Below are 25,917 nucleotides of genomic sequence, written 5' to 3' on the forward strand. Positions count from 1 at the left end.
CATTAATACCCCAGTCCATGGGCTTTCCGGCAGCGGACCGGGGCGGTTCGTTGGGAGGCACAACGCTACTACGGCCCGGACAAGCCCGCGTACTGTATTTCCGTCCATGGTGGATGGGTGGACAGTCTGACCGCTCATCGACATCAACCCAGCGGATGCCATCGGAATAGTGGCATCGGTGCCTCCAACCCTTTACCATGCTGCCGCCTTTTACCATGGAGCTGGGTTGATGACTGGGTTGGTGCTTGAAGCAAGCCACGAGATTTACTTCTCAACAAAGAATGAGATTCCCATCGCCGATGTGGTTACCTCGTTGCTTGCCTTCGAGAGGATCATCAAGCAAAGCCCGCAGGTCCTTTCCGCTCTGACTGGCGCAGAAATTGACCACATTGAAGTTTTCGTTGAAGAGCTGCACTCTGGTAGCTTGGATGCGAAGTATCTGCTCAAGCTGTTTTTCAAGGATGAGGAGGAGCTGGAGAAGTTTCTCGGCTCGATTAGGGAAAAACTCAAGGAGCATCCCGTGGTGCGAAACACGCTTCTGACCGCCGTCATCGCGGGAATGGTAGGGTACGGCCTATTCGCGGCAGCGAAGATCGTAAACAGCCCGGAAGCCGCCGCCACGATTCAGGCTAACAACAACGTGGTGATCAACATTGGTGCCGGCGAGGTCAACATGACGCCGGAACAATTCACCGCAGTGGTTCACGCAGCTATAAGGGATAAGAAGGCTCTTGCGAAGGACAGCGTGAGATTCATGGCTCCCGCTCGCACCGACAAAGAGTCTCAGGTGGTTTTCGACGGGCATGAGCAGATCGTCATCCCCAAGGAGACGGTTCAGGTAGCGCCTTCAAGCGTAGATGTTGTGAGGGACCAGATCGAAGATCGCCTTCCCGATGTAGATCTTCACATTCGAGCTACCAACCTGGACAGCAAAACCAGTGGCTGGGGTGGGCTAATCCCTGGCGTGGTTGATCGTCGCATCCCGATCGAGCTTGCCGAAGACATTGATCCGAAAGATGTGGCCGGAAAGTTCAAGCTCAGAGCTGACGTTGTTGTGATCTACGAGCCGAAAGGCAAGGCCAAAAAACTAACCCCAGTCAAAATACTGGTGACCGGTTTGGTCGAGTGACTCGGAAGCCCAGCCCCACGCTGGGCTTTTTGCGTCTGGCGCCGTGCTGATTCCTGCGCGGGTTTTGGCCCTTCCTGCTGATGGTGGTAGATTGCCCTGCATGCAGACAGGGACGCTCTCGATGTGAATCCGCTAGACCTCCTTCAGCCGTATCTATACGGTCCCGATGACACCATCAGTCATGAGTATGACCCGGCGGCATACAGGCTCACTTTCGAGGATAAGAGGCAGATCGAGGAAACCATACGGAAGCATGGTGCAGGCGCCCTGCAAAATGTTACCAAGGGCGGGGCGATGCTCTACCTTCGTTCCGCGATGCGATTCGCTGGCGAAGACGAAGCATATCTTCGATCTTTATTTGATCCAGATACTGTCAGATGGCGCGGCTTAGGTAATGACGCCTCCCGACACCCGCCGATTGTGAACATCCCTGCTCCTGAAGGCGGGTGGCCGATCAAAGAAGAAAAGGTAGCCATTCCCTACAGCCAGGCTCCGGAAGGGGTAGCCCTGTCGCTGCTGACTAAAGATGGGTGGTCAGGAGCGCACACTGAGGGCAACACACTCAGGTGTCTTTTCAGGGCAATCCTGCTCCCGTACTTAATCGAAAAAAATCCCTACTATCGAGTTGACCCAGTCAACACACCGCTATGCCATGCAATTCATTACTTGATTCCTATGACTGCAATCGGCCTGGATGGAATCCTCGCCAACACGCGAGACGTACCTAGGAGGCCGATTGATGAAATGCACAAGTTCATCGAGTGGCGCCTCCATCAGCCGATATACGGTGTGCAAGACGATTTCATGAGGATAAGTTCCGCGCACGGCAGTGTGTGGCCCAAGACGCCAGAGGCAGGTTTTGACGCACTAAAATACCTGTCCGCAGTGCCGTCTCGCTTCTGGCATGATCTTCTGGAAATCTATGCCCGCTTCGACGGAACCTTAAGTCATGGCTGGCCTGATCTTGAGCTTACAAATGGACGTGAGGTAGAAATGGTTGAGGTCAAGGTCAAGGATCGGCTCACAGCCAGTCAAAAGCTGACAATGCCGATTCTTATGGCGCTTGGCATCAAGTGTCGGGTGATCCGGTTAATGAACACCAAGAAGTGAAGGGCGAGGTAGGGATGCGATTTCTTTGGGGAGTGGTTGCGATGATTGTGCTTTCCGGCTGTGGGAAGAGCGACATCGACAGGGCGCGTGAGGCGGTTGCAGAAAAGCTAAATGACCCGGGGTCGGCTCAGTTCCGCAATGAGCGGAGCGAAAAGGGCGGCTGGGTTTGCGGTGAGGTAAATGGCAAGAATGCGTTCGGTGGCTACATCGGCTTCAAACGATATACGGTTACATGGATGCCGGACGGCTCCAATGTTGTAGCCCTGGAAGGGGAAAATGAAACCTCTGTGGACCGCATCAACTGCGGAATCCAATAAGAGCCTGAATCAACCCAAGCCCGCCATGTGCGGGCTTTTTTATGCCCGGAGAAACCATGAGTCAGGGTGATATTGCCGTCCTTGGTATCAAGGTGGAGTCAGGGGAAGCCGCTACAGCTGCCCAAGACCTCGATAAGCTGGCTCAGGCTGGGGATCGAGCCGAGAAATCTACCGCTGGCGTCAGCACCCAGGCAAAGGCGTCTGGCGTGTCCATCAAGAGCCTTGCCGCGAGCGGGAAAGAGGCGGAGCAGGCGCTGGATGCATACTCGCGCCAGGCGCAGGCTGCGGGCCTTTCAACGAAGGCCTATACAGCCGCGCTGCGTGGAGTTCCCGCACAGTTCACAGATATCGTGGTATCCCTGCAGGGTGGGATGAACCCGTTCACCGTCCTGCTGCAGCAGGGCGGGCAGCTCAAGGACATGTTTGGCGGAATTGGGCCGGCGACACGTGCCCTCGGTGGCTATGTTGCCGGACTGGTTAACCCGTTCACGCTGGCTGCCGCGGCTGCCGCGACGCTTGGTGTTGGTTACTACAAGGGCAGTCAGGAAGCGGATGAATTCCGAAAGTCCCTAGTGCTCACGGGGAACGCTGCTGGAACCAACGTTGGCGCCTTGGCAGACCTGTCAAAGCAGATCAGTGTGACGGTTGGAACCACTGGAGCAGCGGCAGAGGTATTGGCTCAGCTCGCAGGCAGCGGGAAGATCGCCGGCGATAGCCTGGGCACAGTCGCAACGGCTGCACTCGAAATGAAGGATGCAACCGGAAGAGCAGTTGAGGAGACGGTGGCTGAGTTTGTGGAAATCGGCAAAGACCCCGTTGATGCCGCTCGCAAGCTTAATGAGCAATACAATTTTTTGACCGCTGCGACCTATTCGCAGATCGTCGCTTTGAAGGAGCAGGGCGACACTGTGGGTGCTGCAAAGCTGCTTACCGATACATATGCGGACACGATCAGCTCCCGCTCAAAGGAAATTACTGAGAATCTCGGATACATCGAGCGCGCCTGGCGTGGCGTATGGAGCATGACCAAAAACGCCGGCGATGCTGTAGCGGAATTTGGTCGAACGCAAGGTATCGCAGGCCAGCTTTCGGATGCTCAACGAGAGCTTGCCGAGATCGACAAGCGAATGCAAAACCCTATCGCTGCGAGCAGCAAGCGAAACCAGGATGAGCGCGAAATAGCCCAGAGCCGCGTCAAAGCCCTTCAAGACCAGCTCAGGACACAACAGTCCATTGACCAGGCACAAGAGAACTACCGGAAGCGCCAGCGTGACTCGATCATCGCCATGCACGAGGTGGATACTCTCGAAAAGTCCGCCTGGACGAATGCAGAGAAGCGCGCCGACGCTTTGCAAAAATACGAGCGCGCGCTGGAGAAAATTCGCAAAACCGATCCCAATGACGCACGGCTCAAGCCGGAGACCATTGCGCGCGTTCGCGCCGACATCGAAGAGCAGTACAAGGATCCCAAGACGGCTTCATCGCCGGTTGACCTCTCCGGCTTCAACTACCAGAAAAACGCGCTGAGCGCCATCCTGGCCGAGTACAAGAACCACCAGAAGGAGCTGGACGCGGCGCAGAAAGCGGGCTTGATCTCGCAGGAGTCGTACGCCTCACAGCGTGCCGCGATCATCGAACAGCAGAAGGCCGAGGTCACCAACGCCTACGAGGCAGAAATCAAGGCCCTGGAGGACGCCAAAGGTCGGAGCAGCACCAACGCCCAGCAGCGCATTCAGCTTGACCAGAAGATCGCCGATGCCCGCGCGGCCATGGTCAAGGCACAGAAGGATGCTGACTCCGAGCTGGCGGTGCTGGCCACCAACGAGGAAGGCCGGCTCAAGCGCCAAGCTGCTGCAGTCCAGGCCTACACCGATCAGCTTGAGCGTGAGCGTCAGGTTCGGGCTACGGCAGGTGATCGCGCTGCGGCTGCCCTTGGTATGGGTGATCGGCAGGCGGGGCTCCAGAGAGAGCTTGATGGTGTGTCGGACGAGTTCAACCGCAAGCGTGAAACTCTGCTGGATCGTCGCCGCACGGCGCCGGACAAGTACAGCGCCGAGGACTACAAGCGCGACCTGGCAATCCTCGAGGAGGCTGAGAACAGGTACAGGGAAACTGTGGTGGGCAACTACGACAAGATCTCTGCAGCTCAGGGCGACTGGAGGAACGGCGCTTCATCGGCATTCGCTACCTACCTCGAACAGGCCCGCGACGTGGCGGGGCAGACGCGCACGCTGTTCAGCAATGCGTTCGGCAACATGGAAGACGCCGTGGTCAACTTCGTGAAGACCGGCAAGTTGTCCTTCAAGGATTTCGCTGACGGCGTGGTAGAGGATCTGATCCGCATCCAGGTACGCCAGGCCGCGGCCGGCTTCCTTAGTACTGCGTTCGGCTTCATGGGCGGCGGCGGTTCGTCCGCTGGCGCCGGGACGATGACTGGCTTCAGCGAAACCATCTCTAGATCTGGATTTTCTGGTGGTGGCTACACCGGCGATGGCGGGAAGTTCGAGCCGAAGGGCGTTGTGCACGGCGGTGAGTTCGTTTTGCGTAAGGAGATCGTGGCTCAGCCCGGCATGCGCAACTACTTAGAGGGCCTGAACCTGAGGGGATACGCCTCCGGCGGATTCGTGACACCGCGGATCGCCTCGACCGCTACCCAAATGGCTGCCGCCCAGCCCGACACGTCGGCCAGCTCGGTGCCCGGGATCGTCCAGCACATTAGCGTCCAAGGCACTGCCGACGACGCCACCCTGGCCCGCATCCAGCAGGCCGCTCAGAAGGGCGCGCAGGACGGCTACAACCTTGTCCTGCGCGACCTGAAGACCAACGGCCCAGCCCGCCAGCTGATCGCGCGTCGATGATCCATAGGAGCTGAAAATGTCGAATCAGAAAACGCCTCAGCCAGATGATTTCATGACCCGAATCCAGAAAGCCGCACGGCGGGGAGCCGAGGAGGGATACCGCCTGGTGCTGGCAGATCTGAAATCGAGAAAGCCCGCGCGGTAACCGCCGCGCAAGGAAGACCAGTCACTAGGAGTTACCGCATGGCACTAGCATGGCCGGCATCGCTGCGCCCGTCTGAAATGAACTGGGGTTTGGTAAACAACAGCCGCGCCTTCACCTCGACGCTCTCGAATGCCCAGCAGATTGTTGGGCAGCCGGGCGCCTATTGGCAGTGCACCATCACATTCGGATTGCTTACGCGCAAGCAGGAGCGACAGCTGACATCGTTCCTGGGGGAGCTGGACGGAATGTTCGGCACGGTCAACGTGCCGGCATTCACCCGACGTCGCGGTAATGGCGTAGGGGCTCTGAAGGTCGTTAGCGGCCCTTCACAGTCACGCTCCATTCAGGTTGGTGGCGCCACGCCGAACGCTCAGATGTTTTCCATTGGCGATTACATGACGATCGGCGGTGAGATGTTCGAAGTGATCAAGCCAGCCGTGGCCAACGCCCAGGGGCAGGCGGTGGTTCAGGTGAACAAGCGCATTCGCCAAACCTTGGCGGTTGGTGCGGCTATCGAGTATCTCAACCCGTACTCCGAAATGCGCATGACTCAAGACACCTGGAACATGACTGTGCGCCAGGCTGTGTCGAACGGAAGCTACCAGTTCAGGGAGGCCTTCTGATGCCCTCAACATTCCCGTTCAGCCAGAGCGTGGTCGATATCATCGCCACCGGCAAATTCCTGAGCGTGTATGCCTGCCAGCTCGATTTCGAAGACGGCCCGGTCTACGCGCATACGGGGACCGGTGACCTGGTGATCGACGGAATCACGTATCTGGGAGTAGGGCAGTTCGGCGAGGTCGGGCAGTCGCAGGAGAGCGACAACTCGAACTCGCCCATGTCGATTGACCTGGCCCTGAACGGCCTGGACAGCTACATCATCACCGAGACCAACATCCGGGGATGCCGCGGGCGATCCGGCAAGCTCCTGTTCGTGGTGTTCGACGAGCAGGGCAACTACGCCGCCGACATCCTGTTCTCCGGCCGCATGGACGCGGCCACCTTTTCCTACGCCGGCAACGGCGAGGACGGCAACAAGATCACCGTCCCGATCGTTGATCGGATGGCCGAGTGGAGCCGCACGGGCACCGAGCGCTTCACCGACGAAAACCACCGGGCCCGCCACCAGGGGGATCGGTTCTTCTACGCCGTCGCTCAAATGTCGGAATGGCCCATCTACTGGGGCTCCAAGAAAGACGCCCCGACGTTCACCTACGAGAAATAGGCATGCGCTACCGAGACTGGACCACACGCCTCAGCGAAGTGATCAAGGCCGCCTTAGAGCGGCCTTTTTCATGGGGCGAATTCGACTGCTGCCTGTTCGCTGCGGATTGCGCGGTGGCGGTATGCGGTACGGACCCGGCCCAAGCATATCGCGGCACCTACAAGACCGAGGCAGGCGCCAAGCGCGCCCTGAAGAAGAACCACGGCAGTCTTGAGGCGGCCTGGGATGCCTGCTTCACCAGGGTTTCGCCTGCATTCATCCAGCGTGGCGATGTCGCCATGTACGAAGCGCCTGGCGGCCGATCCATGGCTGTGTACTGGGCAAACGAGTTCTGGGCTACCACTGACGACGGGGTCGCCCGCGTGGTGTGCGAACCGCTTGCAGTTTGGAGAGTTGAATAATGTCCGGTGGCGTCAAGAAAATTGCTCAGGTCGCCGTCGGCGCGGTCGTCGGGTTTGTTTCGAGTGGTGGCAACCCGCTTGGAGCATTGATGGGTGCAGGCCTGGCCTTCTATGCAGCTGAGCAGCAAGAGAAGCTGAACACTAAGTCTCCTCTGCGCGACAGCGAGCCTTCGGCGCAGACTGTCCGCTCCTCAAAGGCTCCTGCACGCTTCATCTTAGGTCGCGTCAGCACCGGTGGGGTGCTGGTGTGGGCGCAAGAGCAGGCTGGCGATCAAACCGATGGCGAATGGCTGCATTTGGTCTATGTCTTGTGCGAAGGCGCCGTAGACGGGCTGGAGAAGATTTACCTTGGCGAAGAAGAGATAGGTACCTTTGGCGAGCACGCTTCCTATGAGCTTGTCGTCAACCCAGCCCAGGTGAACGCCTTCTTGAAGGCCAATTGCCCGGATTGGAAGAATGAGCAGATCGGCCGGGGGCTATCGTTCGTGCGCCTCTCTCTCAAGTACAGCGCTGAGAAGTTCCCCTCTGGGATTCCAGATGCTCGTTTCATTGTGCGCGGCCGCAACGATATCTACGATCCGCGCACCGGGATGTCCGTCTACACCGAGAATACAGCGCTGCATATCTTGTGGTTCCTGCGAAACCGCTGCGGCGTGCCGGACGATGAGATCGTGTTCGAGACCTTTGCAAGTGGCGCGAACGTCTGTGACGAGTCGGTCGGCAACCCAGACGGCTCCTCAAGCCCTCGCTATCGCAGTAGTTGTGTAATTGGCGCCGATGAGCAGCGCACCAACGTTTTGCAGAAGCTAGAGTCTGCGTGCGGTGGCAAGGCCATTCGTGTGGGCGGCCGTTGGATGTTCCAGGCGGGCGCCTACTACGGTCCGTATGACTTCGAGATCACCGAAGATATGGTGATCGGCACCATCACAGGGAGCACCGAACCGACGAATGATTCAGCGATCAACACGGTGCGCGGCACCTTCATCGATCCATCGCAGTCATGGACCGAGACCGATTATCCTGAAGTGAGCGTCGCCGAATGGGTTGTCGCGGACGGTGGTGAGGCGGCCGAAACCCTGACGTTTTCGTACGTCACCGATGCTTATCAGGCCCAGCGTCTGGCCAACATTGAGCTTCGCCGGCGCCGAGCAGGCGGTACGATCAACGTGCCGATGAACTTCCTCGGGTACAACTGCCGGCCGGGGCGAGCCGTGCGCGTGAACCTGCCGTCGCTCAATATCTTGGGCGAATTCATCGTCACCAACTGGAGCATGGGCACCGACGAAGGTTGCACCGCCCAGTTGCAGCAATATGATGCCGCGCAGTTCGACGATGCCGTGGGTCAGCCATACAACCCGATCGGCTTCATCAGCCTACCAGCCGGCGGCCTGGGCAGCCCCACCAACCTGGTATGGATTGCTGACGGCACCGCCGAAGTGACCCAGGGCGTACTGAGTTGGGTGCAGCCTGCCGGCGCCGTCACCGGCTACGCGGTCACTGTGCGCCAGGGAAACACTGCGGTGCAGGCCCAGCAGGTCCCGGCTACCACGCTGCGACTGCCATTGTCTGGCCTGGCATCGGGCAGCTACACCATGAGCGTGGCCGCCATTGGGCCGCTGGCCCGGTCGGGCGAAGCGAGCATCACCGTCAACATCGACGGACCGCCAGTGCCTGAGGCCTGCGTCGTTCAGTCGAGCATCGACAGCATCACGCTGTTCCCGAGCAATTCTCTTCATGGCCTGAACGGCGGCACCTACGAGTACTTCTTCAGCCTCGACCCGCAGGCGCCTGCGGCGCAGGCGGAATACCTGGGGCAGGGCATGAGCCTGACCCATACAGGACTGGCCTTCTTCACGAATTACTACTACTTCGTGCGCTCGAAGAACGCCTACGGGGTGAGTGGGTTCTTGAAGGTGCCGGCGTCTACGTCGACGGATGTCAGTACGTTCCTCGATGCTCTGGCTGGGAAGATCGGCGAAAGCCAGCTGGGCCAAGAGCTGCTGACGGAGATCGAGAAGATTTCCGGCGAGGGGCCGGATTCGGTGAATAGCCGTATCGATGCGGCCAAGCAGGAGCTGGAGGACCTGATCACCGAGCTGACCGACCCGCTCGAATACGTGCCCACCAATGCCTACCTGAAGAACGACGCTGTGCGCAGTGGCCAGCGCCTGTACATGGCGATCGCCAACGTTCCTGCCGCTGCGAACGGCAGCAATGCGCCGCCGAACCCGACCTACTGGGTGGATATCGGCAGCATCGCTGAGACGGCAAATGGCCTGGCCCAGGCTGTGGCCAAGAACACCACCGACATCAGCACCATCGACGGCAAGGTGACGGTCAACGCCGCCATGCTGCAGGCCGTGCAGTCGGCCTATCGCGATGACAACGGAGAGGGCGCGCTCAACGACGCCCTGCGGGGCTGGGACACCCTGGCGAAGGTCTCGGAAGAGTCACGCACCCGCGCAACGCAGAACGAGGCCATGGCCAGCCGGATGACAACGGTTGAGGCCAGTGTCGGCGAGAACAAGGGCAGCATCCGCAGCCTTGAGCGGACGGTGGTCACGAACGAGCAGGCCACGGCCAGCCGGTTCCTGGATGTGAGCACTAAGGTCGGTGCCAATTCGGCCAGTATCTCGGCGCTGGAAAAGACTGTCACCGACAACGAATCGTCGACGGCTTCGCGCCTGGAGACCGTTAATTCCCGGGTGGACGCGACGAATTCGGCGCTCAATCAGGAAAAGGCCGACCGTGCTGATGCTGTTGCCGGGGAGCGTGCGCTGCGTGAGGCATCCATCAGTGATGAGGCCGCCACTCGCGCGGATGCTGACCAGGCGCTCGGCGCTCGTATCGGTTACATGGAAGCGTCGTTCACAGTGCCGCAGGGTGAGCGTGACGACAACGGTGAAGGAGCGCTGTCAGGAGCACTGAAGGCCTGGGAGAGCACGGCGAAAATTGCGGATGAGTCGAAGGTGCGCGCGACGGCTATAGAGGCTCAGGCGAAACGGTCGGAGACGCTGGAGGCCTCGATTGGGCAGACGAATGCTGCGGTGCAGACGGTAAGCGAAGCTGTTGTCGGCGTGGACGGCCGAGTTCGTGCGCAGACCACGATCAAGGCGCAAACCATCGTCGGCGGCCGAAAGGTCATGGCCGGCCTATCCGTTGGCACCGATGGCGACACCTCGGAGATTCTGGCCTTTGCGCAGCGTTTTGGCGTGGTGGATGAAGTCAGTGGTCAATTGATCCTGCCGTTCGTTGTGCAGGGCGGCCAGGTCTACATCAACTCTGCAGTGATCAACACCGCCTTCATTCGCGACATCATCCTGGGCATGACGCTGCGTTCACAGGCAGTCGACTCACAAGGTCGTCCGTTGATCGAACTGAACATGGTTACCGGCGCTGTCTCGATCCGCGGCCAGTCGGTCGATGGCTCGATTCTGCTGAACAACAACGGCTTGTACGTCTACGACAACAACGGTATCGAGCGTACGGCAGTGGGGAGGCTGACCTGATGGCAGTGCAGTATGGAGGCCGGACGCGGGATGCGTCCGGTGTCGTCACGCTGGATACGTCGGTGACTGCGCTACGGTCGATCTACACGACCCAGGTGCAGGGGAATGGGGCCTGGGACCAGTACTTCTCGATACCGCAGATCAAGGCGGGGTCGTTTGTGGTCGTGCAGCCACCAACGCCGAACTATGCAGTTAGCGTGGAAGCTTGGTGGTCGCCTGGCCAACTCCATCTTCGACGGGCTTATAGCGACAGATGGATCGTCAAAGTCCTTTCGTATGGGGATGCTCCAGATACGACCACCAAGTACGGAATAAGGGCTAGAAACGACAGCAATCTGGTGCAGATCGACAACGTCAACAAGGTTATGAGTGTTGCTGGATCAGGGTCGTTTCTTCTTGGGCGGCGAGGGCCCGGTGACTACATCCTATCTGGCCAAGGAAATTTTCCATCTGTAATTAGAACTACAGAAGAGCCATATGTCTTCTTGCGTTCCGATACAGGAATGATGGTGTGTAAGTATCGCGTGCTGGGTTCGCCAGGGGCCTGGACCGGTTTCACTGTTGACGCTTGGTTTGGAGGCCCATTCGCCAACCTTCTCTATACCGTCCACTGGATGGTTGGATCCTCAACCCCAAGTTCGGTCGATAGTGATTATGGAATCCGGATTAGGAGTGAATCATCGGAGCGGACGTTCAACAGCAATGACAACCTAATTCTGTTGAGCGGCGGCGCGCCATCTTCAGACAGGTTTGTTATTGCCGGAACACCGGTGGAAACCCCAACAATCTACTGGTCTAGTTTTCAGATGCCATGGACGGGAAATGTAAACGACTACTTCCTTGCTTCTTCGCTGCTTCCGACTTTTTTCGATGGTTATGAGTTCTACGATAACCCTGCAGGATTCCTTGTCGGAAACAGAACTGTTTTGCAGGCCTATGCAGGGTCCTACAACTCAAGCACAGGCGCCGCTGGTGTAAACGGCAGAACGGTTTTCGCCGGCCGCCCAATGCGCCCCCTCTAACTTTCTCCAAAGGAAACAGCCATGCCCTGGTATAGAACAGGCACGGTCGCGATCACGGCCGGCCAAACGACGGTGACCGGTACCGGCACCAACTTCTCAGCGAATGCCCGGGTGGGCGATGCGCTGCTCGGCCCGGATGGCACCTGGTACGAGGTGACCAACATCGCCAGCGCTACGGTGCTGAGCATCTTGCCGGCCTACAAAGGCGCTACCGTCAGCGGCGGCACTTATGCCATCACTCCGGTGCAGGGATACACCAAGACCCTTGCCGACAAGTTCAATGACATCGCGAACACCTGGGGCTCGACGCTGGCCGGACTTGGTTCCGTGTCGACCGAAAACGTGGTGCCGGTGACAAAGGGTGGCACTGGCGGCACAACTCAAGCGACGGCACGAAACGGCCTGGGCCTGAAGTCGGCGGCAGTGGCCGATATCGTCGGTACGGTTAGCCAGAGCAGCGGAGTGCCCACGGGTGCCATTATGGAAACTGGTAAGAATGCGAATGGCACATATGTAAAATATGCCGATGGAACCATGATTTGCTGGAAGAATAATCTTGAGGGAGTCAATATTGATCAGCCGGCAGGCCCCGCGGGATTATTTATTACGGCCTCACCGGGAGTTTCTTGGACTTTTCCGGTCGCGTTCTCAGGGCCAGATTTGCCGTTTGTTACTTGTATCGCATCAAACTTTGGAGGTATTTGGTTTACAATTGGCGGTAGATCCTTATCTGCTGTTTTTGAAATGCGTGGAGTTCGCGGAGCATCTTACACCGGGAATTTTGGTATTCAAGCCATGGCAATTGGAAGGTGGTACTAATGATCATCAAGCTTTCCCCGGTTCGGTCTGACCTTCCTCTCGCAGTGGTCAAGGCTGGCGATCAGCTGGAAATCAACGGTGTCTCTCTGGACTTCTCACGGCTCGCTGACGGCTCGACGTTGCCAGCCGAGGCGATCAGCAGTTCCTTCATCGTTGCTCCTGTTGAGCGCATCAATGGCGACCTGGTCGTTACCTTGATGCTGCCACACGATGCCGACGCGCCGGAGAGCGCACGCTTCCCGATTGACATCCACGACCCTGCCGACGGTCCAGTTCGCCTGCCTGGCCTTGAGCCTGGCGATACGGTAGAGGTGGTTGCTGGTGTTATCGACTGGTCCCAGGAGATAACTGCAGAAGCCAAGGCCCAGGCGGCCGCAGAGCAACATCTTGCTCAGGTCCAAGCCGAGATTGCATCCCGTCGCGCTGAGGCAGACCGCTCGATCGCGCCACTGCAGGACGCCGTTGACCTTGGCGAGGCCACCGAAGCCGAGGCCGCTTCGCTGACTGCATGGAAGCGCTACCGCGTCGAGCTGAGCCGTGTTCCGACCCAGCCAGGCTATCCCAGCGAAATCGCCTGGCCCGTACCGCCCGCCTGATCCAACTGGACGAAACCGACCGGTCTAGAGCCGGTATTTTTTTGCCTGGAGAAAACCCATGACCGCACGCGGCGTACGCAATAACAACCCCGGGAACATCGATTTCAACCCCCGCAATGACTGGGTGGGTCAGCTGGGCCTGGAGGTAGGGCCCGGCAAGCCGCGCTTCGCCCGCTTCGACACGCCCGAAAATGGCATACGCGCCCTGGGCAAGCTGCTCATCAACTACCGGGGCAAAGACGGCATGCCCGGCGTGGGCGGAAAGGGCATCGACACGGTGCTGGAGACAATCAACCGCTGGGCGCCGGCGAACGAGAACGACACCCAGGCCTACGCCTCAGCTGTGGCAAAGCGCCTTGGCGTACGCACCACCGACCCGATTAACATCAAGGACCCGGCCACTCTGCGGGTGTTCGTCGAGAGCATCATCATCCATGAGAACGGCGGCAACCCGTACGAGGCGGAGGTGATCGACGAGGGCGTGCGGAGGGCTCTGGCATGAGCCCCTGGTTTCTGCGTCTAACCGGCGCCTGTCTGCTGGTCCTGCTCGGCATGGCCGTGGGCGCCTGGGCTACCAACAGTCATTTCCGGCCGCTGCTCGACGATGAGCAGAACCAGGTGGCCGCGTGCAAAGCCGCGCGCGACCACCTGGCTGGCCTGGCCACGGAGCAGGGCAAGGCCCTGGGCGACCTGACCCTGGCCGCGAACGAACGCCAGGCTAAGGCGGATCAGGCGGTGAAGGATGCCAGGTCCAGCGCCAAGGCCGACTACGCCGCGGCGAACCGCTTGCAGCTGGAGCGCACCGGCGGCGATCAGTGCGCGGCCGCCACCTCGATCATCGACAAGGAGCTTGGTCTATGAGGACGTTGCTGATCCTGAGCGCGCTGGTGTTGGCTGGATGCGCCGGCCGGGTCGAGCCGCAGATCCAGTATGTGCGCGTCGAGGTTCCGGTGCAGGTGCCGTGTCGCGCGCCGGAGGTTGCGGTGCCTACCTGGGCGGCTGATGGATTGAGCAAGTCCGACGACTTAGAGACTAAAGTGCGCGCCTTGCTTGCCGAGCGGCTGCAGCGGATCGGTTACGAGCGGCAGCTAGTTGCCGCAGTCCAGGCCTGCCGGTGATCGGCGCGCCTGTGGGTTGCTATATAAAGGAAGGGAAATGGTCGGCAGAACGCCGGGATGGGCAGCCGGGGCTGCGTGAGAAATGCGTGACTCTCGTGAACACTTGGCAGCACCTATGGGCAGTCGATTGCAGCGAGCGCTCCAAAAAGTGCTGTGTTATCATGCCGTTGCGTGGATTGGCATGCATGGGGTGCAAGGGGTCGAGTGTTCGAATCACTCCGTCCCGACCAAAAATCCCTAAGAAATCCAGATACTTACGAGTGTCTGGATTTTTTTATGGGCGGTCGTGCGCAAAACCCGCGCAAAATGCGCGCAAAACTATCCGGCGATTTCGCCGATATTCAGGTCGGCATCGACCTCGGACCACACCACATCTTCGTGCCCTTTTGATAGTTTCTGGTCATGCCTTCGGTGGTATGCCCGGCGATCTTCTGACCGTCTTTCCCGGCCCGCTTGTACAAGTGGAGGGAGAGGGCGCGCAATTCATGAAACCCTGGCATCTCCTCCTCTTTGAGGTGGCGATAGCAGCCAGCGGCATCCCTCGCATCTTTGAAGGCTCGAGTGAGGAACCTCTCGTCAACCTTCGTCCAGTGATCTTTCCCTTCTCGTTTCTTTTTTCGTTCCGGGCGACGGTGCACCAGGTATGGAGACAGGATGTCGTCCCGGCATCGAGTGAGCACTTCGCTCAATGGGTCGGTGACTTTGATCTTCAGCCAGCCAGCGTCCGAAGCCTTCTCCGTCTTGTTTGGTACGACATATAGATAGCCATCGCGCACGTCTTCGAATTTCATGTCGAGGATGTCGCCACGCCGTTGTGCAGTAATGAACGCGAGATCGATAGCGTTTTTCAGCCAGCGCGGGGACTTGTCATGGATTGCTTTCAGTCCTTCCACGGTGTGTCGCTTGCGCTGTTTCTTCTCGATCTTCGGAATCGTGTTGGCTGCAGGGTTGTCAGGGCAGAGGCCTTTTGCTGCGGCGTGATTGAAAAGGTCGATCAGAATTGCGCGAGCCTGGTTACTCGCCCTCGGGGTGAGGGGCTCAAGGAACTCGGCAATCATTCTGATGGTGATCTGGTCTATTGGGTGCTCGCCGAACGTCCCTCGGATCTGCTTGAACCTGACCGCATATAGATCAAGGGTTGCCTTTGCGAGTTCGCGCGGCGGCAGCACGTCGCGCTCATAGGTGGCAAGGAACCCGGCGCGGAGTGCAGTGCGTTGTTCTCGCTGCAACAGGGAAGAGTGGCAAGCAGATCGCTCGCGAGCTCGGCATTATCGACTGTGCCAGGGCCATGGCCAAGGATCCGAAGCTGCAGAAGGTTGCGGCCAAGGCCATCACCAAGCAGAAACGCCAAGACCTGCAGGAGCGCCGGGAGAAGCTGAAGACCCGCCGTGAGCACATGGCAGAGGCACAGACCGCGTTCAATGCTTACATCCGCGAGCGCGACGCCGGTCTGCCGTGCATCAGTTGCGACTCGAACCCAAGCGACCACGACCTCATCACCGGCAGTCGCTGGGACGCTGGCCATTACCGGTCGGTGGGCGCCTGCCCGGAGCTGCGCTTTGAGCCGCTGAACGTCCACCGTCAGTGCGTGAAGTGCAATCGAAACTTGTCCGGTAACGCGGTCGAGTACCGCATTCGCTTGGTAAAGCGCATCGGCGCAGACCAGGCTGAATGGCTCGAAGGGCCTCATAAGCCCCAGCGCCTGACCATCGAAGACACGACCGCCGGCGTCCTGCTGGTGAAGTACGGCGTGATCATTGGTGGCTTCGCAGGAGCGATCCTCTCGCTGACCTTCCTGCGAGGGCTCACCCGGGGCCAGGCGGTCGCCGCCTTCTTCACCGGCTTCGCATCGGCAGTCTTCTGCACCCCGCTCGCCATCAGCTACTTCAGCCTTGGCACGAGCGGAGAAACCCAATACGGCGTGGCCTTTCTGATAGGCCTTCTGGCAATGAACATCATCCCGGCGCTGAAGTCGTTTGTGGGTCAGTTCGGAGCCAAGGGGGTTATGACCCCGCCACCAACGTCATGTTGCTATTGGCCAGCGACGAGGGCGTGCACTGGCCCGACACGCCAGCCATCCATCCAGACGGCGATCTGGTGTTCACCTCGAGTCATCTGAATGACCATTTCGCCGGCAATGTCAGGGCAAGAGAGGAGCGTTTTGAGCTGTGGCGACTGCCACTCGAGCGCCGCCAGGTGAAGACTGATTGATCATGTTCTGAGACCAGACACGGTCAAGCCCATGGTTTGTATGAGCCGTCTGCTTTACAAGAGGGGGATCGGTGGTGTGCGGCATTTCTTCTGATGGTGTAGGACGCTTCCGAAAGGCGGCATTCCCCTCGAATGGGTGTTGAGGTGGGCTGAGTGGCCTTCTAGGCTCCATCTGGTTCGTCGTTCTTCACTGATGAGGGCTGGCCAGGCTACGGGCAGAGATCTGCGTAGGGTTGCGTAGGTCGGTTTGGTTGCCCTGGTTGGGGTTGAGCGGCGAACACTTGGGTTTTCAAGCGCCTCCGGCTGATGCTGGGGGCGTTTGTTTTTGTGGTGAAGGTGTCTGTATGGAGACAGGCTGGATGGCGGCGGTGGGTATACATCGTTAGGGCCGCTTTGCGGCCCTTTCGCGGCACAAGGCCGCTCCTACAGAAATTGCGCTGAGTCGGAATGGGTGTGCTGAGATATAACCACTAGGTCCGGCTCATCATGGTGAGAGGCGGGGTGTTCCAGAAGGTGGGCGAGAATGAAGTTGAACGAGGCGATTCTTAAATACCGAGCGTTTTACGTCGTTGGGTATGCATTGAAAATAGGCACGCTGCTTCTCTATGCAGTTTCAGCCTTGTCGTTCTTTTACTGGCAGGGGCGGGAGCTCAGTGGTGCTCCCATCGGAGGGCATCTTTTCTGGATGCTGAGCGAAGCCGTCCTGGAGCTGTATCGGGCCACTGTGCCCTACATTGGCCTCATCTGGAAATGCGCGTTGCCTGTCAGTCTCACTGACCCGCTGAGCTACGGCAATTTGGGCTTGGTGGGCCTTTTGGCTGTAGCTATTTTTGCCAGCTATATGACCAAATCCGCCAGGGCGCTGCGGCTGAGGGTCAAGCGGGAACTTCAACGGCTAGAGGAGGCCGGGTCGTCTGCACAGCCCAGTGCAAGCACCACGATCAATGCCACTAACATTGGCCAAATGAATGTCTAAAACCAACAGCTTCCTGACGTTCAGCCAGACACGCGGATGAAACGCATCTTGAGATGGGCGTTCGGTATTCTTTCTGCCTATCTGGTCACTGTATTGGCGAAGCTGACAGGGATGGTGTAAATGCCCAGGTTCAGTGTCGGTGCAGCCTGTCGCTGGCGGGCACTGAACCCGAGTCATCTGCATGAGCGCAACAAAGACGCCCATCCCTGCGCGCCCGCCCTGCACATGGGCAAATACCACCAACGGCACCGGGTGGTGCCTTAGGTACCTTTTTTGAACACTTTCGACTTGGCTTGCTTCATCTTTCGATGCTTGGCGACACGCCGGGTTTCAAAAAGGCTGAACGACAGCACGAAAAAGAGAATCGCCAAGACCACCAACCCAATCAGAATCGCCATTACTTACTTCGCCCCTTCAATTTCTTCTCAAGCATTGCATGCTCCTCGTCCAGCTTTTTCCTGCGCTTCTTCTCCTGATGATCGGAAGCGAACTTGCCTGCGAATATGCCACCCAGTGAAACGGCGATGGCGCCAGCCGCCACTGCGACGGCTTTGATGATCTTGTCAGCCGACATAGCCGTACGCCTGGTTCAGTGCTTTATAAAAGGCCTTTTCGACCGTTCCGTTATCGAAGGGCTCCCGGCCATGTGCCTGGATCAGGGTGTTCCTGATGTCCTGGATCTGTTTGCCATGGGTTTTGATGTCGCCATCGCCCATGGCGAATGCGTAGCGCAGTTTTTCTAGGTCGACGATTGCCTGCAGTTGGGCTTGGCCCGCTGCATCCAGGCTCATGGTCGCGAAAACGGACTTTGCTGCTCGCTCGACCAACGGCGGGGCGCAATATTCGTCGGAGGATTCGAAGTGGTATTCATCGCCGGGGGCGAGTGCATGGTCGGTCAGGCGCATTGGCATTTCACCCAGTCATCGAAGGTAATGGATTCGTTTTCAAGCAACGTGAGCGAGCGATCGTAGTCCTGGATGACCTGGCGGTGCTGGCGGTTACAGATCAACACGACCTTGCCGGCATTCCACAAAAACGGGCCGGCAATCAGGTAATTGAGTTTTCCAGTGCGCCCGGCGGTGCCGGAAGCCAGCAGCATCATCTGGATGACCACGGCGGTGCCATAGGCAATGGTGCTCATCTGTGCAAGGTGCAGCGCCTTCTCGTCATCACTGGCGCAAACCTTGTAGAAGGCGATGCCATGATGCCCTTTCAACAGCATCTTGATGATGGCGTACGAGGCAATGTCTGCGGCATTGATGGTGCCGTACTCTTTACCCAGTGCGTCCATCAATGGGTTTTCAGCGCTATAGCCCGAAACCTTGGTTTCGTCCTTCACCCATTGGGTGAACAGCGAGCTGAAGGGCAGGGGAAGCCCATCGGTGGTGGGAAGATCACTCAGGTAATGGGTGAGGATGTGCAGGATGGCTTTGACATGCCCGCCAATGAAACCTGCATTGGGAAAGCCGAGTTGCATCTGCTCGAGGATCAAACTGTAGAGCGTTTTACCGCCGACCGAGGCGCCGCCGATTGTGTAGTCCTCGGGTAGCTTCTGCCACAGGTTGAAGTCATGCCCGAAGATATAGCGATGCTTGGCACCGGTCCTGTAGTCGATGGGGCTAGGCCCACTTCCCGCTTTGTAGGGCTCATGCAACTGCTTGAAGAATGTCTCGAGCGCTTCGCTATTGCTGTTGGTGACATGGGCGAGGAGGACACCGATGATGCCCATCCCAACAGCGGTCCCCATCTGCGTTTTCGTCAGTGCAGGGTAGGAAGCGTCGATTTCGAGCTGCTCGAGTAGGCCATCGAAAGTGATGGGGCTGACCACCGTGATGGCTCTTTCGGACAACGTCAGTGGCTCAAGGGCAGGCGACGGGGCGGCTTTGCCTGTTTGCAGGGCCCTGAGGTAGGTGACCTCGGTTGCCTTTTCATTCCAATAAGCATCATCGGAGGAGGTGCTGAGGTACGACCTCAACCCCCTGAACAGCTTACGCATGTGGTTTCCCTGCCAATTTAATGCTTGTGTCGGTGGGTGGAAAGCGTATCAGGGGTGATATCTTAATGCCATTATCTGTGACTGGACGCGCCGGTGATGGGGCGGTGGCTTCATTATTCCCGCAACTGCGCAATCACCGCCGCCTGGCTTTTTTTCTGCGGCGTACAGGCAATGGTCTCGAAACGGTACCCTAACACCTCATCAGGAATGGCAAGGGCCGCCGTGTCGTTGGCTAGCGGCGCCACCGTAACGTCTTCAAGGTCCGAAAGACCGCAATAGGACGCCGGCAGGTTGAACGTGGCAAAAGCGATCGCCTGGCGCGCCCAGGTTTCGTAGTTCTTGCGGGTGAACAGCTCTTCCATCATCGGGCCGAAGATGAACACGCACATGAACATGGCGACGATGGCGGTCATGTCCGGCTTGACATCGTATTTGCGTTTTTCCCTCATGCTGAAATAGTCGCGCACCATGCTGCGCAGCATCAGGAAGCCAGACAGGAACATCACCGAGAACGTCAGCAGCAACGTCAGACCCGCGAACCACAGGGCTGGGTTCATGGCGGCGCTCAACAATACTTGTGCGTTGGGCAGGTCACGGGCGGGCAGGTTGGTCAGCTCGGCGATCAGCTGGTCGGTATAGACTTTCGAGAGCGTAGCCACGGCCACTGCGACTACCGCCAGCACGGGCTTCCACGGAAGCTTCTCCTGCATCCACTTGATCCTGGGTTCGAAATAGCAGCGCAGATACCACAAGCCGGAAACACCAGTGAGCAGCAGCAGCGTAAGGCCCACGGGTTGGTCGATCGCCAGCCCGCTCATCTTCAGTCCGGCGACGGCGTACAACAATAACGTGCAGACGAAGAACAGCAGCATCGAGTAATGCAGGCGCGTCCAGCCGAGGATGATCAGATAGTTGCGGTAGTACCAGACGCGCTTGCGGGGGGATTGGCGGACGTTGGCCACGTAGCCTTTCAGTGCGGGGATGAGCACGAACATTGAAAGAAGTAGAAGTATTTCGGACATAGCCTTTCCTTTTTTGAACCTTGTAACAGGGGCATTCATTTGCCGTTGGGGTTGATTGTGCCCGGCAGGTAGAAAGGATTCACCCCAGGTGGGTGGATTTCGGACGCGTCTGACAAAGCACTCTGATTGGCAGTGAAAACCTGTGGGAGATCACCCAGCCCTCGGGCTGCGCTGTTGCGCAGAAAACAAGCGGCTAGCGCTGCGGCGGTCCGACTTGTCCCGCGATCAAGGGCGAAGCCCTTGGCAGGCGACGATGATATCGGGCCCGGCCCAATCGCGGGACAAGCCCGCTCCCACAAGGCCCCCCTAGACATCCCCCATACAAGCCAAGCCCTGCGTTATCCACCTGTTCCTGCATGACAGCGCCGAAGCGTTGTTCGCAGAAGGCTCAACCCAACGACGCCACACTGTTGAGCAATGTCTTCACCAACTGCGCCTGCCGCGTCGCGCCGGTCTTGGCGAAGACCCCGCGTAAGTGCGCCCGCACGGTGTTGCGCGACACGTTCAGCGCTTCGGCCGTCTCGTCCAGGGTTTGTCCATCCATCACCAGCATCGCCACCTCCGTCTCCGTGGGGGTCAGCTGGAACAGGCTGCGCAGCAGGTGCCGCGAGGCCTGGGGCGAGTCTGCCGGGTCGCGGATGAACAGTGCCACCGCTGGCCGTCGTGCGCCTTTGCGGGCTTGGTAGTTCAGGGGAATGGGACGTAGCAGCAGGTTCAGCGGCATCTCCCCGCTCGGGCGGGACAGGGTGAGCACTTCCAGCTCGTCCAGCCCGCGCTGGCGGTGCCTCAGGATGGCCTGGATGGCCTGTTGCAATGCGCGGTTCTCATGGTTGACGAAGGCGCATAGCTTTTCCTGCTTGCACACCAACCCATCGCCGTTGGCGAACAGACGCTCTGCCGCGCTGTTGCAGCGCAGGGTGCGACCGTTCTCGTCGAGGATCACCGTGCCGACCATCAGCCGGTCGATGGTCGCGGCGTACAGCTGGCGTTCGGAGTCGAGTTGGTCGACCGCCGAATGCAGGTCCACGGCCTGCTGCAGGTGCGGCAGCAGCAGGCGGACCAGGGCGATTTCGTCGGTTTCGAAGTCATCGCTGGCGTGGCTGCGGCTGGCGAACAGGGCGCAGTGCATGCCAGCGGTGGTGACCATGTTGGCCACCAGCACATGGCGCAGGTCCAGCGGTTGCAGGTAGTTGCGGTAGAAGTCATGGGCCAGCCAGGGCTCGGTGCCGAGCATCTGGTCGGCGGTGGCCACCTTGTCGGCGGGCCATTCGAGGAAGGGGCAGATCGAGTAGTAGTACTCGCTGTAGGACGGCTCGCCGGGCAACAGCGCGCCATGCACCGAGGCGTTGACGATCAGGCCGGGGCGCTCGTGTTCGGGGTTGCGCAGCACCAGGGTGATGAAGCTCGCGTTCAGGCGTTGGCGCAGCTCTTCCAGGAAGCTGGCCCAGGGTGTGGGTTCCAGCGGGCCCTGGTAGACCAGGGCAAGCAAGGCGCTGAGGGCTTCGGTGGCGATGGGGGCCAGGTGGTGGGTGGTCATGCTGCGCCTCATGGGAGGATGGTAGAGGCAGTATTGATGTGAGGCAGGGGCGGTAAATCGTCTGTTCGGACTATCAAGAGCCGAAGTGGGCAGCGTGTCGGAGCAGAATGAAACCTGCGTTGGCCCAATCGCCGGCAAGCCGGCTCCCACAAGATGCTGCGCGCACGATTGGAGTGGGAGCCGGCTTGCCGGCGATTGGGCCTGCCCTGCCTTGCTCAGAGGCGCAGCAACGCCTCGACGATCCGCTCGGCCGCCGCCTCTGCCGTCTCCGTTCGGGTATCGATATGCAGCTCCGGATTCACCGGTGGCTCGTACGGCGAATCGATCCCGGTGAAGTTCTTCAGCTCACCCCGGCGGGCCTTCTGATACAGCCCCTTGGGGTCGCGCTGCTCGGCCAGGGCCAGCGGCGCGTCGATGAAGATCTCCAGGAAGTTGCCTTCCCCGGCCAGGCCACGGGCCATGTCGCGCTCGGCGCGGAACGGCGAGATGAACGAGACCAGGGTAATCAAGCCGGCATCGAGCATCAGCTTGGCCACTTCGGCCACGCGGCGGATGTTCTCCACCCGGTCGGCCTCGGTGAAGCCCAGGTCACGGTTCAGGCCGTGACGCACGTTATCGCCGTCAAGCAGGTAGGTGTGCTTGCCCAGCGCATGTAGCTTGCGCTCCACCAGGTTGGCGATGGTCGACTTGCCGGCGCCCGAGAGGCCGGTGAACCACAGCACGCGCGGCGCCTGGCCCTTGAGTGCGGCGTGGGCCTCGCGGTTGACGTCGATGGCCTGCCAGTGCACGTTCTGCGCCCGGCGCAGGGCGAAGTGCAGCATGCCGGCACCGACGGTGCGGTTGCTCAGGCGGTCGATGACGATGAAACCGCCGGTGTCGCGGTTGTCGGCATAGGCATCGAAGGCGATTGGGCGGTCCAGGTTCAGGTTGCACACGCCGATGCCGTTGAGTTCGAGGGTCTTGGCGGCGAGCTGCTCGAGGCTGTTCACGTCCACCCGGTGCTTCAAGGTCGCGCATCTCATGCCCACGGTGCGGCAGCCGATCTTCATCAGGTAGGGGCGCCCGGGCAGCATAGGCTCTTCGTCCATCCACACCAGGGTGGCTTCGAACTGATCTGCCACCGCAGGCGGGGCGTCGGCCAGGACGATCAGGTCGCCGCGGCTGATGTCGATCTCGTCCTTGAGCACCAGGGTCACGGCCTGGCCGCACTCGGCGTGCTGTTGCGGGCCGCTGGCGCCGAGGATGTCGGTCACCTCGCTCTGCTGGCCCGAGGGCAGCACGCGGATGCGCTCACCGACACTGATGCTGCCGGCGGCAATGTTGCCCGAGAAACCGCGAAAATCCAGGTTCGGGCGGTTGACCCATTGCACGGGCAGGCGGAAGGCGGCCTGGCTGGCGCGGGCCTGTTCCAGCGGCACGTCCTCCAGGTAGGCGAGCAGGCTTGGGCCTGTGTACCAAGGGGTGTTGGGGCTGGCGGTGAGCATGTTGTCGCCGCGCAGGGCCGAGAGCGGGATGCACTGGATGTCGTCCAGGCCGATCTGCGCGGCGAAGGCGCGGTAGTCGGCCTCGATGCGCTGGAAGACGTCCTCGGAATAATCCATCAGGTCGAGCTTGTTGATCGCCAGCACTATCTTGCCGATGCCCAGCAGCGACACCAGGTAGCTATGGCGACGGGTCTGGGTCAGCAGGCCCTGGCGGGCGTCCACCAGGATCACGGCCAGGTCGGCGGTGGAGGCGCCGGTGACCATGTTGCGGGTGTACTGCTCGTGGCCGGGGGTGTCGGCAACGATGAACTTGCGTTTTTCCGTGGCGAAGAAGCGGTACGCCACATCGATGGTGATGCCTTGCTCACGCTCGGCGGCCAGGCCGTCTACCAGCAGGGCGAAGTCCAGGTCTTCGCCCTGGGTGCCGAGCTTTTTCGAGTCGGCTTCAAGCTGGCCGAGCTGGTCTTCGAACAGCACCTTGGACTCGTACAGCAGCCGCCCGATCAAGGTGCTCTTGCCGTCATCGACGCTACCGCAGGTGATGAAACGCAGCAGTTGCTTGTGCTGTTGTGCCTGCAGGTACGGGGTGAGGTCGTCGTGCTGGGCGTGGGTGATGGCGTTCATCAGAAGTACCCCTCTTGTTTTTTCTTCTCCATGGAGCCGGCCGAGTCGCTGTCGATCAGGCGGCCCTGGCGTTCCGAGGTGCGGCTGACCAGCATCTCGCTGATGATCGCCGGCAGGTCGTCGGCGTCGCTGTCGATAGCGCCGGTGAGCGGGTAGCAGCCCAGCGTACGGAAGCGCACCTTACGCATCTCGGGGGTTTCGCCTTCGCGCAGCGGTAGGCGTTGGTCGTCGACCATGATCAGGGTGCCGTCGCGCTCCACCACCGGGCGCTCCTTGGCGAAGTACAGGGGCACGATGGGGATCTGCTGCAGGTAGATGTATTGCCAGATGTCCAACTCGGTCCAGTTCGACAGCGGGAACACCCGCAGGCTTTCGCCTTTGCGCTTGCGCGTGTTGTACAGGCGCCACAGCTCCGGGCGCTGCTGCTTGGGGTCCCAGCGGTGCTGCTCGGAGCGCAGGGAGAACACGCGCTCCTTGGCGCGGGATTTTTCCTCGTCGCGGCGAGCACCGCCGAAGGCGGCGTCGAAGCCATACTTGTCCAGTGCCTGCTTCAGGCCCTGGGTCTTCCACACGTCGGTGTGCAGGGCCGAGCCGTGGGTGAAAGGGTCGATGGCTTTTTCCACGCCTTCGGGGTTGATGTGGACCAGCAGCTCCAGGCCCAGGCGCTCGGCGGTCTGGTCGCGGAACGCGATCATCTCGCGGAATTTCCAGGTGGTGTCCACGTGCAGCAGGGGGAAGGGCGGCTTGCCCGGAGCGAAGGCCTTCATCGCCAGGTGCAGCATCACCGCGCTGTCCTTGCCGATGGAGTAGAGCATCACCGGTTTTTCACACTCGGCCACCACTTCGCGGATGATCTGGATGCTCTCGGCCTCCAGCCATTGCAGATGAGTCAACATCGGATACCTCCTCGTGATCTTCCGGGTACGGGCCCGGTTGACGCCAAGGTAGGCAATGCACCACCGGCGCCTCTTCGTCTGCTCGGACGAAGTGGGCCGGTGGCGCGAACATCAGGCCGCCGCGGCGTGCAGCGACTCGGCGCGGGCCTTCACGGCCAGGGCCACGGCATCGAAGCCCTGCTTGACCCAAGCACCATGCTTGGCCATGACGGCATCGGCAGTGGGGCCAAGGAATTGGTCGGTGGTGTGGTAGCGGCAGCTGTCCGGGCCGGTGCGCTCGATCAACTGTTCGCGGCGGGCGGCGTCCGGGTTGCTGGCGCTCGAGCGCATCTCCCAGGCGAGCAGGTGGTGTGGCTCGAAGTCCACCAGATATTCGACCACATGCAGCAGCTCACCAGGCGCGGCCGGGTTGGGCAGGAACAGGTTCACCGGATCGCCCAGGCGCAGGGTGGACTCGACCTTGACCGTGTAGGGGTTCCACTGCGGGTAGCTGGGCAAGTCGATCAGGATCGACCAGACCAGCTCGGCGGGGGCGGCGATGTCCACGGTGACGGAGCGAACCAGGTTCTTGTCGGTTGTCATCGATGACTCCTCGTAGGATGGCCCCACGCCGAGGCATGGCGCAGGGGAGCCGTGCGGCTCAACGAGGCATCGTGGTCGGTTGGGGTTTCGGGTTCTTCGTCCGTTTGGATGAGGGGCGTAATTGGCTTAATGGTCTGGGCGTTAGGGATTTATTACTTCATGTTGGTAAGTATGTTGCAGAATTTTTTACTTGGGGTGTGAGAAGTTTTAGGGCAGTGATTATCGCTGTTCGATTTGCCTATTTCTTACGTGGTTCGCTGTTTTTGACCCGCTGCACCGGCTTTGTTGTTTGTGAATTACTAACGACAGAGGAAATAGTCATTAACAGGAGTTGATTTCC

General features: G+C 59.8%; 25 protein-coding genes and 3 pseudogenes. 18 read left to right on the forward strand and 10 right to left on the reverse strand.

The genetic code is table 11. From position 1 onward, the window contains the following. Window positions 1-229 precede the first annotated feature (229 nt). The 14 genes from IRZ56_RS02670 (at window position 230) to IRZ56_RS02735 (ending at window position 14,249) form a co-directional block, all read left to right on the forward strand. On the forward strand, window positions 230-1,129 hold the full coding sequence (locus IRZ56_RS02670) for a hypothetical protein (protein ID WP_196143491.1): 900 nt from the start codon (window positions 230-232) through the stop codon (window positions 1,127-1,129). 123 nt (window positions 1,130-1,252) lie between these two features. Next, entirely contained in the window at window positions 1,253-2,239 is a 987-nt protein-coding gene (locus tag IRZ56_RS02675) for a hypothetical protein (protein WP_196143492.1), read from the forward strand. Between the two features lie 41 nt (window positions 2,240-2,280). After that, window positions 2,281-2,556: a hypothetical protein gene (locus tag IRZ56_RS02680; protein WP_196143493.1), complete on the forward strand. Its 276-nt coding sequence runs from the start codon at window positions 2,281-2,283 to the stop codon at window positions 2,554-2,556. A gap of 56 nt (window positions 2,557-2,612) precedes the next feature. Further along, the gene (locus tag IRZ56_RS02685) at window positions 2,613-5,414 is read left to right on the forward strand and encodes a phage tail tape measure protein (RefSeq protein ID WP_230390321.1); all 2,802 of its coding nucleotides are present in this window, start codon (window positions 2,613-2,615) and stop codon (window positions 5,412-5,414) included. A 183-nt stretch (window positions 5,415-5,597) separates the two neighbouring features. Further along, window positions 5,598-6,182 carry a hypothetical protein gene (locus tag IRZ56_RS02690; RefSeq protein WP_196143495.1) on the forward strand — a complete coding sequence of 195 codons (585 nt, stop codon included), beginning with the start codon at window positions 5,598-5,600 and terminating at the stop codon, window positions 6,180-6,182. Beyond that, entirely contained in the window at window positions 6,182-6,784 is a 603-nt protein-coding gene (locus IRZ56_RS02695) for a hypothetical protein (protein ID WP_196143496.1), read from the forward strand. Before IRZ56_RS02690 ends, IRZ56_RS02695 begins: the two co-directional genes overlap by 1 nt. 2 nt (window positions 6,785-6,786) lie before the next feature. Further along, window positions 6,787-7,185, forward strand: coding sequence for a DUF6950 family protein (locus tag IRZ56_RS02700; RefSeq protein WP_196143497.1), 399 nt, complete (start codon window positions 6,787-6,789; stop codon window positions 7,183-7,185). Further along, window positions 7,185-10,694 (forward strand): phage tail tip fiber protein, encoded by a 3,510-nt coding sequence (locus IRZ56_RS02705; RefSeq protein ID WP_196143498.1) that lies wholly within the window; start codon window positions 7,185-7,187, stop codon window positions 10,692-10,694. Before IRZ56_RS02700 ends, IRZ56_RS02705 begins: the two co-directional genes overlap by 1 nt. Next, window positions 10,694-11,716: a hypothetical protein gene (locus tag IRZ56_RS02710; RefSeq protein ID WP_196143499.1), complete on the forward strand. Its 1,023-nt coding sequence runs from the start codon at window positions 10,694-10,696 to the stop codon at window positions 11,714-11,716. The genes IRZ56_RS02705 and IRZ56_RS02710 overlap by 1 nt, the downstream gene beginning before the upstream one ends. Before the next feature lie 21 nt (window positions 11,717-11,737). Then, window positions 11,738-12,535, forward strand: a complete 798-nt coding sequence (locus IRZ56_RS02715; protein ID WP_196143617.1) for a phage tail protein — start codon at window positions 11,738-11,740, stop codon at window positions 12,533-12,535. After that, window positions 12,535-13,131, forward strand: coding sequence for a tail fiber assembly protein (locus IRZ56_RS23235; protein WP_328310685.1), 597 nt, complete (start codon window positions 12,535-12,537; stop codon window positions 13,129-13,131). Before IRZ56_RS02715 ends, IRZ56_RS23235 begins: the two co-directional genes overlap by 1 nt. Window positions 13,132-13,189: 58 nt before the next feature. Beyond that, complete coding sequence (locus IRZ56_RS02725) at window positions 13,190-13,633, forward strand: structural protein P5 (RefSeq protein WP_196143500.1); 444 nt, start codon at window positions 13,190-13,192, stop codon at window positions 13,631-13,633. After that, window positions 13,630-13,992, forward strand: a complete 363-nt coding sequence (locus IRZ56_RS02730; protein ID WP_196143501.1) for a hypothetical protein — start codon at window positions 13,630-13,632, stop codon at window positions 13,990-13,992. The genes IRZ56_RS02725 and IRZ56_RS02730 overlap by 4 nt, the downstream gene beginning before the upstream one ends. Further along, window positions 13,989-14,249 carry a hypothetical protein gene (locus IRZ56_RS02735; protein WP_196143502.1) on the forward strand — a complete coding sequence of 87 codons (261 nt, stop codon included), beginning with the start codon at window positions 13,989-13,991 and terminating at the stop codon, window positions 14,247-14,249. Before IRZ56_RS02730 ends, IRZ56_RS02735 begins: the two co-directional genes overlap by 4 nt. A gap of 318 nt (window positions 14,250-14,567) precedes the next feature. Here IRZ56_RS02735 and IRZ56_RS02740 read toward each other — a convergent pair. Beyond that, window positions 14,568-15,448, reverse strand: a pseudogene (locus IRZ56_RS02740) (tyrosine-type recombinase/integrase); the annotation flags it as partial. A 5-nt stretch (window positions 15,449-15,453) separates the two neighbouring features. Between IRZ56_RS02740 and IRZ56_RS02745 the strand changes: the two are divergent. The 3 genes and pseudogenes from IRZ56_RS02745 to IRZ56_RS02755 form a co-directional block, all read left to right on the forward strand. Beyond that, window positions 15,454-15,975, forward strand: a pseudogene (locus IRZ56_RS02745) (recombination protein NinG); the annotation flags it as partial. Continuing rightward, window positions 15,952-16,251, forward strand: a pseudogene (locus IRZ56_RS23285) (peptidase M48, Ste24p); the annotation flags it as partial. The pseudogenes IRZ56_RS02745 and IRZ56_RS23285, both read left to right, overlap by 24 nt. A 732-nt stretch (window positions 16,252-16,983) precedes the next feature. Next, on the forward strand, window positions 16,984-17,436 hold the full coding sequence (locus IRZ56_RS02755) for a hypothetical protein (RefSeq protein WP_196143503.1): 453 nt from the start codon (window positions 16,984-16,986) through the stop codon (window positions 17,434-17,436). Window positions 17,437-17,696: 260 nt separating this feature from the next. Here the strand turns inward: IRZ56_RS02755 and IRZ56_RS23100 are convergent, their stop codons facing one another. From IRZ56_RS23100 to IRZ56_RS02795, 9 genes are all read right to left on the reverse strand, one after another. Beyond that, a complete protein-coding gene (locus IRZ56_RS23100) occupies window positions 17,697-17,834 on the reverse strand; it encodes a hypothetical protein (RefSeq protein ID WP_196166215.1) in 138 nt (45 codons plus the stop codon). Beyond that, window positions 17,834-18,010 (reverse strand): hypothetical protein, encoded by a 177-nt coding sequence (locus IRZ56_RS02760; RefSeq protein WP_196143504.1) that lies wholly within the window; start codon window positions 18,008-18,010, stop codon window positions 17,834-17,836. Before IRZ56_RS02760 ends, IRZ56_RS23100 begins: the two co-directional genes overlap by 1 nt. Further along, entirely contained in the window at window positions 18,000-18,341 is a 342-nt protein-coding gene (locus IRZ56_RS02765) for a hypothetical protein (protein WP_196143505.1), read from the reverse strand. The genes IRZ56_RS02760 and IRZ56_RS02765 overlap by 11 nt, the downstream gene beginning before the upstream one ends. After that, a complete protein-coding gene (locus tag IRZ56_RS02770; protein ID WP_196143506.1) occupies window positions 18,332-19,432 on the reverse strand; it encodes a hypothetical protein in 1,101 nt (366 codons plus the stop codon). Before IRZ56_RS02770 ends, IRZ56_RS02765 begins: the two co-directional genes overlap by 10 nt. A 113-nt stretch (window positions 19,433-19,545) precedes the next feature. Continuing rightward, on the reverse strand, window positions 19,546-20,454 hold the full coding sequence (locus tag IRZ56_RS02775) for a hypothetical protein (RefSeq protein WP_196143507.1): 909 nt from the start codon (window positions 20,452-20,454) through the stop codon (window positions 19,546-19,548). Window positions 20,455-20,842: 388 nt separating this feature from the next. Continuing rightward, window positions 20,843-21,991: a helix-turn-helix transcriptional regulator gene (locus IRZ56_RS02780; protein WP_230386022.1), complete on the reverse strand. Its 1,149-nt coding sequence runs from the start codon at window positions 21,989-21,991 to the stop codon at window positions 20,843-20,845. A gap of 215 nt (window positions 21,992-22,206) precedes the next feature. Next, window positions 22,207-24,099: a sulfate adenylyltransferase subunit CysN gene (gene cysN, locus IRZ56_RS02785; RefSeq protein WP_196143509.1), complete on the reverse strand. Its 1,893-nt coding sequence runs from the start codon at window positions 24,097-24,099 to the stop codon at window positions 22,207-22,209. Next, the gene (gene cysD, locus IRZ56_RS02790; RefSeq protein ID WP_328310760.1) at window positions 24,099-25,013 is read right to left on the reverse strand and encodes a sulfate adenylyltransferase subunit CysD; all 915 of its coding nucleotides are present in this window, start codon (window positions 25,011-25,013) and stop codon (window positions 24,099-24,101) included. Before cysD ends, cysN begins: the two co-directional genes overlap by 1 nt. Window positions 25,014-25,106: 93 nt before the next feature. After that, entirely contained in the window at window positions 25,107-25,577 is a 471-nt protein-coding gene (locus IRZ56_RS02795) for an SRPBCC domain-containing protein (RefSeq protein WP_196143511.1), read from the reverse strand. 71 nt (window positions 25,578-25,648) lie between these two features. On the opposite strand from IRZ56_RS02795, the gene IRZ56_RS02800 reads away from it, so the two are divergent. After that, window positions 25,649-25,912 carry a hypothetical protein gene (locus IRZ56_RS02800; protein ID WP_196143512.1) on the forward strand — a complete coding sequence of 88 codons (264 nt, stop codon included), beginning with the start codon at window positions 25,649-25,651 and terminating at the stop codon, window positions 25,910-25,912. The last annotated feature ends 5 nt before the right edge of the window (window positions 25,913-25,917 follow it).

Source organism: Pseudomonas guariconensis (assembly GCF_015680235.1).
Lineage (GTDB): Bacteria > Pseudomonadota > Gammaproteobacteria > Pseudomonadales > Pseudomonadaceae > Aquipseudomonas > Aquipseudomonas guariconensis_A.